This window comes from Ensifer sp. 22460, from assembly GCF_052044935.1.
In the GTDB taxonomy this organism is placed as follows: domain Bacteria; phylum Pseudomonadota; class Alphaproteobacteria; order Rhizobiales; family Rhizobiaceae; genus Ensifer.
Genome location: NZ_JBQENZ010000009.1, coordinates 205,436 through 218,715, shown reverse-complemented (window position 1 = coordinate 218,715; position 13,280 = coordinate 205,436). Strand labels below are relative to the sequence as shown.

The 13,280-nt window shown below is 62.2% G+C and carries 13 protein-coding genes and 1 tRNA gene; 5 read left to right on the top strand and 9 right to left on the bottom strand.

Annotated features, from left to right (window positions below; translation table 11 throughout):
• Window positions 1-3: 3 nt before the first annotated feature.
• A complete protein-coding gene (locus ACTJKM_RS14195; protein WP_440660534.1) occupies window positions 4-900 on the bottom strand; it encodes an ROK family protein in 897 nt (298 codons plus the stop codon).
• A gap of 251 nt (window positions 901-1,151) precedes the next feature.
• Here ACTJKM_RS14195 and ACTJKM_RS14190 point away from each other — a divergent pair.
• Together ACTJKM_RS14190 and ACTJKM_RS14185 are read left to right on the top strand one after the other, a co-directional pair.
• Window positions 1,152-1,228, top strand: a tRNA-Arg gene (locus ACTJKM_RS14190).
• 132 nt (window positions 1,229-1,360) lie between these two features.
• Window positions 1,361-1,861 carry a GNAT family N-acetyltransferase gene (locus ACTJKM_RS14185; protein WP_057255064.1) on the top strand — a complete coding sequence of 167 codons (501 nt, stop codon included), beginning with the start codon at window positions 1,361-1,363 and terminating at the stop codon, window positions 1,859-1,861.
• Here ACTJKM_RS14185 and ACTJKM_RS14180 read toward each other — a convergent pair.
• Window positions 1,858-2,760 (bottom strand): LysR family transcriptional regulator, encoded by a 903-nt coding sequence (locus ACTJKM_RS14180; RefSeq protein ID WP_058325669.1) that lies wholly within the window; start codon window positions 2,758-2,760, stop codon window positions 1,858-1,860. The genes ACTJKM_RS14185 and ACTJKM_RS14180 overlap by 4 nt on opposite strands.
• Before the next feature lie 113 nt (window positions 2,761-2,873).
• Between ACTJKM_RS14180 and ACTJKM_RS14175 the strand changes: the two genes are divergently transcribed.
• Together ACTJKM_RS14175 and ACTJKM_RS14170 are read left to right on the top strand one after the other, a co-directional pair.
• Window positions 2,874-3,596: an SDR family NAD(P)-dependent oxidoreductase gene (locus ACTJKM_RS14175; protein ID WP_058321769.1), complete on the top strand. Its 723-nt coding sequence runs from the start codon at window positions 2,874-2,876 to the stop codon at window positions 3,594-3,596.
• Window positions 3,590-4,078 (top strand): RidA family protein, encoded by a 489-nt coding sequence (locus ACTJKM_RS14170; protein ID WP_058321768.1) that lies wholly within the window; start codon window positions 3,590-3,592, stop codon window positions 4,076-4,078. The genes ACTJKM_RS14175 and ACTJKM_RS14170 overlap by 7 nt, the downstream gene beginning before the upstream one ends.
• A gap of 185 nt (window positions 4,079-4,263) precedes the next feature.
• Here ACTJKM_RS14170 and ACTJKM_RS14165 read toward each other — a convergent pair whose 3' ends face one another.
• The 4 genes from ACTJKM_RS14165 to ACTJKM_RS14150 form a co-directional block, all read right to left on the bottom strand.
• Window positions 4,264-5,226: a phosphatase PAP2 family protein gene (locus tag ACTJKM_RS14165; protein WP_440660533.1), complete on the bottom strand. Its 963-nt coding sequence runs from the start codon at window positions 5,224-5,226 to the stop codon at window positions 4,264-4,266.
• Between the two features lie 160 nt (window positions 5,227-5,386).
• Entirely contained in the window at window positions 5,387-5,755 is a 369-nt protein-coding gene (locus tag ACTJKM_RS14160; RefSeq protein WP_440660531.1) for a VOC family protein, read from the bottom strand.
• A gap of 135 nt (window positions 5,756-5,890) precedes the next feature.
• A complete protein-coding gene (locus tag ACTJKM_RS14155) occupies window positions 5,891-6,052 on the bottom strand; it encodes a Thivi_2564 family membrane protein (RefSeq protein ID WP_089044368.1) in 162 nt (53 codons plus the stop codon).
• 142 nt (window positions 6,053-6,194) lie between these two features.
• Complete coding sequence (locus tag ACTJKM_RS14150; protein ID WP_440660530.1) at window positions 6,195-6,917, bottom strand: META domain-containing protein; 723 nt, start codon at window positions 6,915-6,917, stop codon at window positions 6,195-6,197.
• A 210-nt stretch (window positions 6,918-7,127) separates the two neighbouring features.
• Between ACTJKM_RS14150 and dxr the strand changes: the two genes are divergently transcribed.
• Window positions 7,128-8,303 (top strand): 1-deoxy-D-xylulose-5-phosphate reductoisomerase, encoded by a 1,176-nt coding sequence (gene dxr / locus ACTJKM_RS14145; RefSeq protein WP_440660546.1) that lies wholly within the window; start codon window positions 7,128-7,130, stop codon window positions 8,301-8,303.
• A gap of 263 nt (window positions 8,304-8,566) precedes the next feature.
• Here the strand turns inward: dxr and hemA are convergent, their stop codons facing one another.
• The 3 genes from hemA to ACTJKM_RS14130 all read right to left on the bottom strand — a co-directional run bounded on the left by hemA (window position 8,567) and on the right by ACTJKM_RS14130 (window position 13,270).
• Window positions 8,567-9,781: a 5-aminolevulinate synthase gene (gene hemA, locus ACTJKM_RS14140; protein ID WP_057255058.1), complete on the bottom strand. Its 1,215-nt coding sequence runs from the start codon at window positions 9,779-9,781 to the stop codon at window positions 8,567-8,569.
• Window positions 9,782-10,111: 330 nt separating this feature from the next.
• A complete protein-coding gene (locus ACTJKM_RS14135) occupies window positions 10,112-10,909 on the bottom strand; it encodes an FAD binding domain-containing protein (RefSeq protein WP_093233149.1) in 798 nt (265 codons plus the stop codon).
• 15 nt (window positions 10,910-10,924) lie between these two features.
• Window positions 10,925-13,270, bottom strand: coding sequence for a xanthine dehydrogenase family protein molybdopterin-binding subunit (locus ACTJKM_RS14130; RefSeq protein WP_440660529.1), 2,346 nt, complete (start codon window positions 13,268-13,270; stop codon window positions 10,925-10,927).
• Window positions 13,271-13,280 lie beyond the last annotated feature (10 nt).

Below are 13,280 nucleotides of genomic sequence, written 5' to 3'. Positions count from 1 at the left end.
GGTTCAGTCCTTCCAGAGCCAGGCCGCACCGCGCACACCGGAACTGTCGCCATGCAGGGCCTTGCGGATGGGGGTTTCGAACGTGTCGCCGAAGAGATAGTTGACCACCCGCGGCGGCACGTCGTCATAGATCTCGTCGACATTCGACATGCCACCGCCGAGCACGAAAACGTCGGGGTCGACGATGTTGGTGAGCAGCGCCAGGCTGCGCGCCAGCCGGTCGACGAAGCGCTCGTAGACGCCCGTTGCAACCGGGTCGCCCGCCCGCTTTGCCTCGATGATGTCGCGGCCGCGGCGCTCCGCGCCTGTTGTGATCCGGTAGTCGAGCTCGACGCCGGTACCGCAGGCATACATGTCGAGGCAGCCGTGTTTGCCGCACCAGCACTTATGCCCGGGATACTCGTCCTTCGTCATCCAGGGCAGCGGATAGTGGCCGATCTCGGCGGCAACGCCCTGATAGCCGGCATGCACCTTCTTGTCGATCGCAAGACCGCCGCCATGGCCTGTGCCGACGATGACGCCGAAAACCACATGCGCGTCCCTGCCCGTACCGTCGACCGCCTCCGAAACCGCCAGGCAGTTGGCGTCGTTGGCGAGCCTGACCGCACGGCCGAGTGCCGCCTCCAGGTCACGTCCGAGCGGCTTGCCGTTGATCAGCACCGCATTGGAATTGCGCACGATGCCCGTGCGCGGATTGGGGCTACCGGGAATACCGATGCCGATCGAGCCCTTTTCGCCCGCCGTCTGTTCGGCAGCAGTGACAAGATCGAGAACGGCGCGAATGCAGTCGTCGTAGCCGCTGGTCGGGGTCGCGACGCGATGCCGGGCGCGCGTTTCGCCATCGCGCCCGAGCGCGATGACTTCCATTTTCGTGCCGCCCCAATCTATTCCGATGAACATATGTGGATCAGGTCTCTGATGAAGGTCTCACGGGGAACGCCAGCCTCCTCAAGCCGACGCCCGCCTTGCTTAGCATTCGAGCGACCGGAAAGACCAGCCCCGTTTCGCAATCGATTTAAACACGCGGGAGATGGCGCCAATGCGTCGCTCTGACGAGATAACCCAGGCTCGGCGGCGCCGGCATTTCCGCGGACACACGCGCAAAAACACTTGGCTAAGACGCCTTGCTTTTGTATGGGTGCTATCCAAGTGGTCCCGTAGCTCAGCAGGATAGAGCACCAGATTCCTAATCTGGGGGTCGCGCGTTCGAATCGCGCCGGGATCACCATAAAAATCAAATAGATAGAATTCCAACCCTCCGACACATTCCCCGGGCCGTTCCCCACTCGCGTTTACGCAGCGCTCTATGCCCCCGGCCAAAATGTGAGATTCCAGCCAAACGCATTACACTGGTGCACTCATGGTTCAGTTGCTCGTGACCTATATGGAAATGCGTGGACAACGCGCGGGCGAAGCGCCTCCATCTCCGGTCGAGGGTGCGCGGGTCCTGCCCGAGTTGCCCGATGCCGCCACGTTCCTATCGCTCTACCGCGCCGTCGGCGATCCGTTGCGCTGGGATCAGCGCCTGCGCATGAGCGCAGCCGATCTCGACGGTTTTCTTCGCAGCGAATCGACTGGCCTCTACATCCTGCGGGTGGACGAGCGAGCGGTCGGGCTCTGCGAATTCGACCGCGTCGGGACACCCGACATCGAGCTCACCCATTTCGGCTTGGTCCCCGAGGCGTACGGCAGGAAGCTCGGACCGTTCCTGCTCGACAGCGCGCTGCGCGCTGTCTGGAGCGGCGGACCGAACCGCATCTGGCTGCACACGGACGAATGGGATCACCCAAAGGCGCAGGACACCTATCGCCGCGCCGGCTTCAGCGTTTTCGCGCAGAAGCTCGAAGAGGTCGATGGCTAGCGAAGCGGCTGCCATGCCGGGCCCCGCCAGGCTCTCAACGCCTGCAAGAAGACCTGAAGTCGCGACGGCAAAAACCGCCGCGTCGGATAGACCGCATGCACAAAGACATCCGGCGCCGACCATCCGGGAAGCACGCGCACGAGCTTGCCGCTCCCAAGCAGGCTGTCGCAGAAGATCGGCGGAAGCCGGCCGATGCCATGGCCGCGCTCGGTGATGGCGCTGGCCGACTGGATATCGTGGACCGAGACGGCTCCGGTCACGTGAAGCCTGATCGATTCGTCCCCGTTGACGAGATGCCATTCGGTTTCGTTGCTCCGGGCATTGACCAGCACACAACGGTGGTCGCGCAGATCTTCCGGCACGGAAGGCATGCCGTGTTCGTGCACGTATTCGGGAGCAGCCACGAGGAAGTGGGTGCTCCTGCCGATGCGCTGTGCGACGAGCGACGAATCGCGCAATTCGCCAAATCGGACCGCCACGTCGATGTTTTCGGCAACGAGATCCATGAACATGTTTGTGACCAGCAGGTCGACCTCGATCTCGGGGTATTTCTTCAGGAAACCAGACAGGAAATCAAAGAACGGCGGCTGCCCGAGAGTCATGGGGACTGTGATGCGCAAAAGCCCTTCGGGTTTTCTTTGCGCTTCGCTCAGGACCCGTTCCGCGTCGTGAAGCTGCTTCAGCGGTTCGCTGCACTCCGCGTAGTAAGCGCGCCCCTGAAGCGTGAGGTTCAGTTTGCGCGTCGTCCGCTGCAACAGAGTGACGCCCAGTTGCTCCTCAAGGGCCGCCACTTTGCGGCTAACCGTTGAAACCGGCATGCCGAGCGCGCGCGCCGCCCGGCTGAAACTCTCGAATTGCGCAACGGCAGCGAAGACCGCGATATCGTTCAGATCGACCATGGCAACGATTTTTGCACTGATGGAAAAGTAATTCCAGATAATTTCATCTAATCGTGCAATCGCACCTCGACCATATTGATCCCACGAACGCAATCCAACCGTGGAGAGATCAAATGACCAACAAGGTCGCCATCATCACCGGCGCGTCCCAAGGTATCGGCGCGGGCCTTACAAACGCCTTCCTCGCTCAGGGCTACAGTGTCGTCGCAACCTCGCGAAGCGTCAGCCAGTCCCGGGACATCGTCGAATCGGACCGGCTGGCCCGCGTCGACGGCGATATCGCCGATCCGGCCACGGCGAAACGCGTGGTCGAAACCGCGATCGACCGGTTTGGCTCGATCGACGCGCTCGTCAACAATGCCGGCATCTTCTTCACCAAGCGCTTCGTCGACTACACCGCTGAGGACTACCGCCAGCTGAGCGCGACGAATATCGAAGGCTTCCTCCACACGACCCAACTGGTCGTCAGGCAGATGCTGGCGCAGAAGAGAGGCGGCAGCATCGTCAGCATCACGACGCCGCTGGCCGATCGCCCGATCGCGGGCATGAACGCCTCGGTCGCGATGCTGACCAAGGGCGGCATCAATGCGATCTCGAAGAATATCGCCATGGAATACGCAAGGGACGGAATTCGCGTCAACGTCGTTGCCCCCGGCGTCGTCGACACCCCGCTCCACAAGGACAACCCGAAGGATTTCCTCAACACGCTCTCGCCGATGCACAGCATTTCCAGCGTCGATGAGATCGTGGATGCCGTCCTGTTCCTGACCAGGGCGCCGCGCGTCACCGGGGAGGTGCTGAACGTCGACGGCGGCGCGCATTTGGGCAAATGGTAAGCCGCGGGCAAGCGACCGCCGCTGGCGCAGAACAGCGGCTGAATGAACTCGGCATCGCGCTGCCTCCTCCACCGACACCGTTCGGCAACTATGTCGAAGGGGTCAGGATCGGCAAGCTGCTCTATCTGAGCGGCATGCTGCCGGTCATCGACCGCAAGCCGCAGGTCGTCGGCCGACTTGGGGTCGAATTAACGGTCGATGAGGGACGTCGCGCGGCGGAAATCGCTACCCTGAGTGCATTGTCGGCAATCAAGGCTGAGCTCGGTTCGCTCGACAAGGTCGCTGCCATCGCCAAGCTCGGCGTCTACATCGCAACATCAGGCGATTTCCGCGACCACCCCGCGGTCGCCGATGGCGCATCCGACCTGCTGGCCGATGTCTTCGGTCCCGAGCTTCTCTCGGGCCGTATCGTCCTCGGCGTCGCCAGTCTTCCGCTGGGATTGCCGGTAGAAACCGAGCTTCTGGTCGAAGTGGCAGATTGAGAGCATCGGTCGGCGGCGATCCACGCCGCCGACTTTCGGGACGGAAGTCAGGTCGTCATTTGCCTGTCACGAACAGAAGCTATTGAACAGTCACACCTTCTTGATGACCACGGATGAACTGGCGTCGATCGAAGGTGATGAGGAAGGTCGGGTTTTGCCCCGGCCTTTTTTGTTTCGGCCATTGCCTACAGTGTCGTCGCAGCCTGCTCTGGCCGGTACCGTTCCCGTCCCATTCCCATGACCGCTCGAACCACCAGGATTGAAACCACGGCGACCATTGCGCCGGCGATCACATCACTCAAATGATGTCCACCTTCCGGCAGGGTACCGATGATCATCACTGCGTTCAAAACAGCGATCGGGCCGGCGGCCCAGCGGACGCTGCGCAGGGAATAGACAACCATGATTCCAAGGGCCGTGTGGTAGGAGGGGAAAGTCACAAGGCCTTGCGCGTTCGCAACAAACAGGTTGAAATTGTCCCCCGACCTCAGCCTCAGCAGTTCGGAGTAGTGCCACATCCCGGCTTGTGCCGTAAACGCGTCGAAGGTTTCGGGCGGCGGATCGAAATAGGCATAGGCGCCCGCGGCCGGAAACATCGCCATCAACAGGCCGGTAAACACCGAGGAAACCGCAAGCAGCGCGACGAACTCCAAGGCTTTGTCCGCTCGCCAAGCCGCACTGTACAAGAGAAACAGCGCAATCACCTGAGGCGTCAGGCTGTGATAGGCGATTACCAATGCCCATGCGACCGGCGGAGACCCGTTCGTCGTCGCCAGAAACGAACGCCAATCGAAGCCTAGCGCCGCGTCGAGTGCGGCCAATTTGCCATCGACCAGGGGAACCTGGGTTGCCGAGGCCAAATACATGAAGATGGCGCTGACGAAGCCGAGTGGTAGAAAGATCGTGGAAACCGCGACCAGCACAATCAGGCGGTCCGCAGCCCATCGCATCGCACCGGCCGCCCACGAACTTTCATCGCGCAGGCGGTAGAGAACAAGCCTGCCGATCAGATAGGCAGCCAAAGCGGCCGACGCCGCCTTCGCAAGGTGAGCAAAGTTTCGCGGATCAAGGCTGATTGTTGAAAACGGCAGCCACACAACATCAATCGCCGCGAACAAGACAGTCACGGCAACGATGATCGAAACCAAACGACGATTAGCCCCCATATCGACATAGAACCATTCTTTGCCAGTACCGGCAATACTTGGTTCAACTCGAGCAAGGGCCGCGTCACTGCTTTCCCGAACAGGGATCAACCACCTGCAGGCTTAGGCAAAATCGGCCCGGAATCACAGCGTTCGCAGCACTTCAATCATCCGGCCGGCAGACGCGCAGGCGATGGCCATCCGGGTCGAGTGCGACGAAGGTGCGGCCGAAGACGGCCGTTTTCAGCTCCTGCTCGATCGTAAACCCCCGCTCCCGCCAAGCGGTATAGAGCCGCTCGACCTCGGCATCGTCCTTCACCATGAAGGCGATTTCCGAGCGATGGCCCGTGCCGGAGGACATGAAATCCTTCGCCGCCGTGGAACAGAGACTGAAGGTCAGGCCGTTTTCCAGTTCGAAGGCGACATAGCTTGGAAAGGCGGCGGCGGGCTCGCGATCGAGCAGGTCGGTGTAGAAGCGTGCGCTCGCCAGCGGGTCTTCGACATAAAGCAGGATGAGGTTTGGTGACAGCATGGTCGGGTCTCCCGTTTCGACAACGCGACCCTGGGCATAATGACTGTCAGCTTCCGTCAGCATCGACCGACGGCGCAGAAAAACCGCAGGTACATCGGAGCCGGCGGCTTTCACATTGGTTGGGAACGAGGCGCGTCAGAAGACGGCCAAGTATTTCAACAGAGAGATGATGCCGATGATGATGACGATGATCTGGACGATCTGTTTGGCGCGCGCGTCGAGCGGCAGCCGCTGGACGAGATAAAGCACCAACACGATGACAAGGAACGTAATCAGGATTCCGATAAGCAGCCCCATGGATCAACTCCCTTTTCACAACGACAGCGCGATAGCGCCGGGATTGTAACTATGGAGCGAGGGTAAAAGTTCCGATTCTCCCGGAAACTTCTTTAGCCGGGTTGGAAAGCGCGGTTGGAGAAGTTGCGGGGCAGCCTCCGCGTCAAGGCGCAGGCTTGCAGGCGATGCCCTGGTCCTGTTCGCCCTTCGTCGCGCCGAAAAGCGTCGCTTCGTCACCCTTGGTCCACCAGATATACTGGCCGCCGGCATATTTGGCGCCCGAAGCGGCAACCACATTGGCGGCGACGACGAAGGTATCGTCGATCGTGAAAGTCACCAATGAAACCGGGCCGGCATTGATGTACTCCGCTTCGACGGGCTTGCCGCCGCAGTCATAGCGCACCGATCGCCGATCCACCGCACCGGCTCCCGGAGCACGGAACGTCACGTCGATCCCTTCGGAACCCACCGTCATCGACGCCAGTTTGATCGCGGTCCTGCCCTCCGCCTTGTTGAGCACGAGTTTCGATCCCTCGACTGCCCAGGAGAGTTCGCTGCCAAGCGCCTCCAGGAATTTCTGTTCCTGGGTCATCGCCGCCGGCACGCACATCTTGCGTGTCGATGCGGCCGGGCCGAAGGTGATCTTCGTGCCCGACAGACTGAAGGTGCCGGTGAAATGGTTGCAGCCGGCCATGCCGCCGTAAGTGCCGTCCTCGCGGATTTCCAGCGTCGATTGCAGATCGTCGATGACGCCGCCGCCGCCGATATCTTCGGCAAGCCAGGTACCGACGAGCTGCGGCGGAACGTTTTCGGCTGCAACCGGCTGCATCGAGGCCATCTCGATGGTCACGCAGGCGCAGGAAACGGCGGTAATGATCTTCAGCATCGCGAACTCCTTCGGGCTCCGACTCAAAGCAGTCCGATTCTTAGCCCGTGGACGACACGGATTGAAGACCGCGCCCTTGTTGCCGGCGGAATTCGCCTGTAGAGCCTAGCAAACAACATAAAAAACTCGGATCGATCTCGCGAAGATCACGTGTCCGCAGCGCAGGCTGCGCCGGGCATCCCGTCCGAAAAGAAGAACATGGGTATTGGCATGGCATCCCGCGACAGTGCGAAGCGCCGACTGACGATCCTCGGATCAACCGGTTCGATCGGCACCAACACGCTCGACGTCATCGAGCGCCTTGGCGGTCGCGAGCGCTTCGACGTCGTCGCCGTCACCGGCAACGGCAACATCCCCCTGCTCGCAGAACAGGCCTTGAAGGTTGGCGCAGAACTCGCCGTCACCGCCAACGAAAACCAATTCGAAAACCTGAAGGCAGCCCTTGCCGGCACCGGCATTGCCGTCGCCGCCGGCCGAAGCGGTCTGATCGAGGCAGCCGAACGCGATGCCGACTGGGTGATGGCGGCGATCGTCGGCAATGCCGGTCTTGCTCCCACGCTCGCAGCCGCCCGCCGCGGCGCCGACATCGCGCTTGCCAACAAGGAGTGCCTGGTTTCCGCCGGAAGCCTGTTCATCGACGCGGTGAAGACGGGCGGCGGCCGATTGCTGCCGGTCGACAGCGAACACAACGCCATCTTCCAGGTGCTCGAGGAACAGCAGCGCCACGCGGTCGAGCGCATCATCCTGACGGCTTCGGGTGGCCCCTTCCGCACCAAGTCGCTCGAGGAGATGCGGCATGTAACCGCCGATGTCGCCCGCGCCCATCCCAACTGGTCGATGGGCCTCAAGATCTCGATCGACAGCGCCTCCATGTTCAACAAGGCGCTGGAGATGATCGAGGCGAAACACCTCTTTGCACTCAAGCCGGAGCAAGTCGAGGTGATCGTGCATCCGCAGTCGGTCATCCACTCGATGGTCGGCTACACCGATGGCTCAGTGCTGGCGCAGCTTGGCTGCCCGGACATGCGCACCGCCATCGGCTACGCGCTGTCCTATCCGAGCCGCTGCAGCCTGCCGATCGAGCGGCTCGATTTCGCCAAGCTGTCGCGCCTCGATTTCGAAGCGCCGGACGAAGTGCGCTTCCCGGCGATCAGCCTGGCGCGCCGCGCCATGGTCGAGGGCGGCGTGCAGGGGGCCGTGCTCAACGGCGCCAAGGAAACGGCGCTCGACGCCTTCATCGCCGGACGAACCGGCTTTCTCGCGATGGCCGAGATCGTCGAAAAGGTCATGGACAAGCTCGCCGACCTGCCGGCGGCTACATCGATGGACGATGTCTTCGCCGCCGACGAAAAAGCCCGGCATCTCGCGGCCGGGCTGCTTCAATAACTGGTCTGGTCGGGCATCCCGCCCCTCATCCGCCTGCCGGCACCTTCTGCCCGCAGGCGGGGCGAAGGGACACTGCAGCACCCGCTCTGATCCACCACCAACGTTCTTGGTTTCTGCTTCCCAGCATTTGGGCGAGACGGCGTCTCGGCATTGGACGGATACAGAGTTAAGCCGTCGTCCTCTCTCCCCGCACACGGGGAGAGAGTTAGTCCTCGGGTTAAACCCGAGGAGAGGGGCAGATTCGCCGAAAGATAAGCTTGGGCTTACGCGACGGCGCGCGCGAGCGCACAGCGCGACCACAGTGAATGCAGCGCGTTGACGAGATGGTCGATATCAGCATCCGAATGCAGCGGCGTCGGGGTGATGCGCAGGCGCTCGGTCTTCTTGGGCACCGTCGGATAGTTGATCGGCTGCACATAGACGCCGAAATTGTCGAGCAGCAGGTCGGAGATCCACTTGCACTTGGCAGCGTCGCCAACCATGACCGGCACGATATGGCTCGGGTTCGGCATATGCGGAATGCCGCGCTGGTCGAGCAGCGAACGCAGACGACGGACGCGCTCCTGGTGTGCGAAGCGTTCGACCTGGCTTTCCTTCAGGTGGCGGATCGAGGCGAGCGCACCGGCGGCAAGCGTTGGCGGCAGCGCCGTGGTGAAGATGAAGCCGGAGGCAAACGAGCGGATGAAGTCGCAGAGCGCCGCAGAACCGGTGATATAGCCACCCATGACGCCGAAGGCCTTGCCGAGCGTGCCTTCGATCACCGTCAGGCGATGCATCAGGCCTTCGCGCTCGGCAATACCGCCACCGCGCGGACCGTACATGCCGACGGCATGCACTTCGTCGAGATAGGTCATGGCGCCGTACTTGTCGGCGAGGTCGCAGAATTCCTTGATCGGCGCGATGTCGCCGTCCATCGAATAAACCGACTCAAACGCGATGATCTTCGGCGCGCGCGGATCGGCGGCGGCGAGCTTGGCTTCGAGGTCAGCGACCGAATTGTGCTTGAAGATGACGCGTTCGCACTTGGAGTGACGGATCCCCTCGATCATCGAAGCGTGATTCCCGGCGTCCGAGAAGACGATGACGCCAGGAATCTTCGAACAGAGCGTCCCGAGTGCGGCCCAGTTGGACACGTAGCCCGAGGTGAACAGCAGCGCCGATTCCTTGCCGTGCAGGTCCGCGAGCTCGCGCTCAAGCAGGACGTGGTAATGGTTGGTACCGGAGATGTTGCGGGTGCCGCCGGCGCCGGCGCCGCATTCGTCGATGGCGCGCTTCATCGCCTCGGTGACGATGGAATGCTGGCCCATGCCGAGATAGTCGTTCGAACACCAGACGGTGACTTCCTGAACGCCCGCAGCCGTGTGGCGCGCTGCCTTCGGGAAGTTGCCGCGATGACGGGCGAGGTCTGCGAAAACCCGGTAGCGGCCTTCCTGATGCAGCCCGTCCAGCTCGTTCTTAAAGAAATTCTCGAAATCCATCATTTTCTCCAGTGCCCGGTCGCTTTTCTTCAATCAAAGCGACCTGGGGTCAACCTCGGAATGCTCGGCATCTGCCAACTGCGGCAAAAGGCCCCTGAAGCGCTGCGTGTCCAATGAATGCATCCGGAATGATCTAGCATTTTCGGACCGAAGCATCTTCGCTGCTTTCACTGAAACCGTTTCAACCTGGAGAGCCCTAGTTTTGAAACATTCCAAAGAAAGCCCTAGCGCATGTTCATCTCTTCAAGCTTGATCGAAGTCAAGCAAGGATGAAAAAAGGACGGCCGAAGCCGCCCCCTTTTTTTGCTGTTTGGCGATACCCCATGCCGGTCAGGCCGCCGCCACGGCGCGCTTGGCCATGACCTTCACCAGATTGGCGCGGTAGGCCGCGTCGGCGTGAATGTCGGAGAGCAGTTCCGAGGCATCGACGCTGACATTGCTGAGCGCGTCCGGCGACCAGTTGGCAACCAGCGCCGCCTCCATATCGCCATGCCGGAACACCCCGTTCGCTCCCGCTCCGGTAACGGCCACCCGGACGTCGCCATTGTCCCGTCGCGCGACGAACACACCGGTCATCGCGTAGCGCGATGCCGGATTGGCGAACTTCTGATAGGCAGCCTTGGCAGGCGCATCGAAGGTAATGGCGGTGACGATCTCGCTGTCCTCCAGCGCCGTTTCGAACAGGCCGGTGAAGAAATCATCTGCCGCAATCTCGCGCTTGTTGGTCACGATCGTCGCACCGAGCGCCAGCATCGCCGCCGGATAATCGGCCGCTGGGTCGTTGTTGGCGATGGAGCCGCCGATCGTGCCCATGTGCCGCACATGCGGGTCGCCGATATGGCTGGCAAGGCTGCAGATCGCCGGACAGACGGCTTTGAGCGCCGCCGACGACGCCACGTCATAATGTGTCGTGGCGGCGCCGATCCGCACTGACCGGCCGGAAACCGTGATGCCTTGCATCTCGGCGATATGCCGGAGATCAATGAGATCGCTCGGTGCCGCCAGCCGCTGCTTCATCGTCGGGATCAGCGTCATGCCGCCGGAGACATACTTGCCTTCGCCGGCCGCTTCCATTCGGCTGACGGCATCCTGAACCGAGGACGCCCGGTGATATTGGGTCTCGTACATGCGGTGTCCTCCCGTTCACTTGGCCGCGTGCGCCGCCGCCCACACCTTCTGCGGTGTTGCCGGCATGGTGAGCGCGTTGTTGCCGATGGCATCCGTAATGGCGTTGATCAGCGCCGGCGGCGAGCCGATCGCGCCCGCCTCACCGCAACCCTTGATCCCCAAGGGATTGTTCGGGCAGGGCGTGTTCGAGGTCGAGACCTGGAACGACGGCAGATCGTCGGCACGCGGCATGGCGTAGTCCATGTAGCTTGCCGTCAGCAGCTGGCCGGAGGGGTCGTAATGCACCCCTTCGAGCAGCGCTTGGCCGATGCCCTGGGCAATGCCGCCATGCACCTGCCCCTCGACGATCATCGGGTTGATGATGTTGCCGAAGTCGTCGGCGGCGACGAACTGGACGATCTTGGTCCGCCCCGTATCGGGATCGACCTCCACCTCGCAGATGTAGCAACCGGCCGGGAAGGTGAAGTTGGCCGGATCGTAGAAGGCGCCCTCCTTCAGGCCCGGCTCCATGCCCGCGGGCAGGTTATGGGCGGTGTAGGCGGCAAGCGCCATCTGGAACCAGGGCACCGCCTTGTCGGTGCCGGCAACCTTCAGTTCGCCGTTCTCAATCACGATGTCGCTTTCGTCCGCTTCCATCAGATGCGCGGCGATCTTCTTCGCCTTGGCCTCCACCTTGTCGAGTGCCTTGACGACGGCGGACATGCCGACGGCGCCGGAGCGCGAGCCGTAGGTGCCCATGCCCATCTGCACCTTGTCGGTATCGCCATGCACGATGTTGACGCTGTCAATCGGAACGCCGAAGCGATCGGCGACGAGCTGTGCAAAGGTGGTCTCGTGGCCCTGGCCGTGGCTGTGCGAGCCGGTCAAGACCTCGATCGTGCCGACCGCATTGACCCGCACCTCGGCCGATTCCCACAGACCGACGCCGGCCCCGAGGGAGCCCACCGCCGCCGACGGCGCGATGCCGCAGGCCTCGATGTAGCAACTCATGCCGATGCCGCGCTTCATGCCGCGGCGATCGGCTTCCGCCTTGCGGGCGGCAAAGCCGTTCCAGTCAGCCGCCTGCATCGCTGCGTTCAGCGACGCTTCGTAGTCGCCCGCGTCATAGTTCATGATCACGGGCGTCTGGTGCGGGAAGGAGCGGATGAAGTTGACCCGCCTCAGTTCCGCCGGTGAGACCCCGAGTTCGCGCGCCGCCGTCTCCATGGTGCGTTCGAGCAGATAGGTCGCCTCCGGCCGCCCGGCGCCGCGATAGGCATCCACCGGTGCGGTGTTAGTGTAGACCGTGCGCACATTCGCGTGGATCGCCGGGATGTCGTACTGGCCGGAAAGCAGCGTCGCATAGAGATAGGTCGGCACCGCCGAGGAGAAGAGCGACATATAGGCGCCGAGATTGGCGATCGTGTCGACCTTCAGCCCGATGATGCGATTGTTCGCATCGAAGGCCATCTTCACCGTCGACACGTGGTCGCGGCCATGCGCATCGGTCAGGAACGCCTCGGTTCTGTCGGAGGTCCATTTGACCGGCACGCCGGTGCGCTTCGACGCCCAGAGACAGACGATCTCCTCCGGATAGATATAGATCTTCGAGCCGAAGCCACCGCCGACATCGGGCGCGATCACCCTGAGCTTGTTTTCCGGAGCGACATTATAGAAGGCGCTCATCACCAGCCGCGCCACATGCGGGTTCTGGCTGGTGGTGTAGCAGGTGTAGTGGTCGTCGCCGGCGTCATAGATGCCAAGTGCGGCCCGCGGCTCCATCGGATTGGGCGAGAGCCGGTTGTTATGAATCGTGACCTCGGTGACATGCGCGGCCGTTGCGATCGCCTTGTCAGTCTCCGATTCGTCGCCGATCTGCCAGTCGAAGATCAGGTTGTTGGGCGCTTCCGGATGAAGCTGTGGCTGTCCCGCCTCGAGCGCTTTCGACGCATCGATCACGACGGGAAGTTCCTGATAATCGACGACGACCGCCTCGGCCGCGTCACGCGCCTCGGCCACGCTATCGGCAACGACGATCGCCACGGCATCACCTACATAACGCACGGTCTCGTGCGCAAGCGGCCGCCAGGCGCCCATCTTCATCGGCGATCCGTCCTTGGAGTGGATCATCCAGCCGCAGATCAGGTTGCCGATACCGTCGGCGAGGATCTGCTTGCCGTCGAGCACGTCGATGACTCCAGGCATGCCCTTGGCCGCCGACGCGTCCACCTTCAGAATCTTCGCGTGCGCATGCGGGCTGCGCACGAACACCGCATATTTCATGCCCGGCACGGACATGTCGTCCGTATAGCGGCCCTTTCCGGTCAGGAACCGCTTGTCTTCCTTGCGCGCCACCCGCGCGCCAATGCCTTCAACGCCCATTGCCTATCTC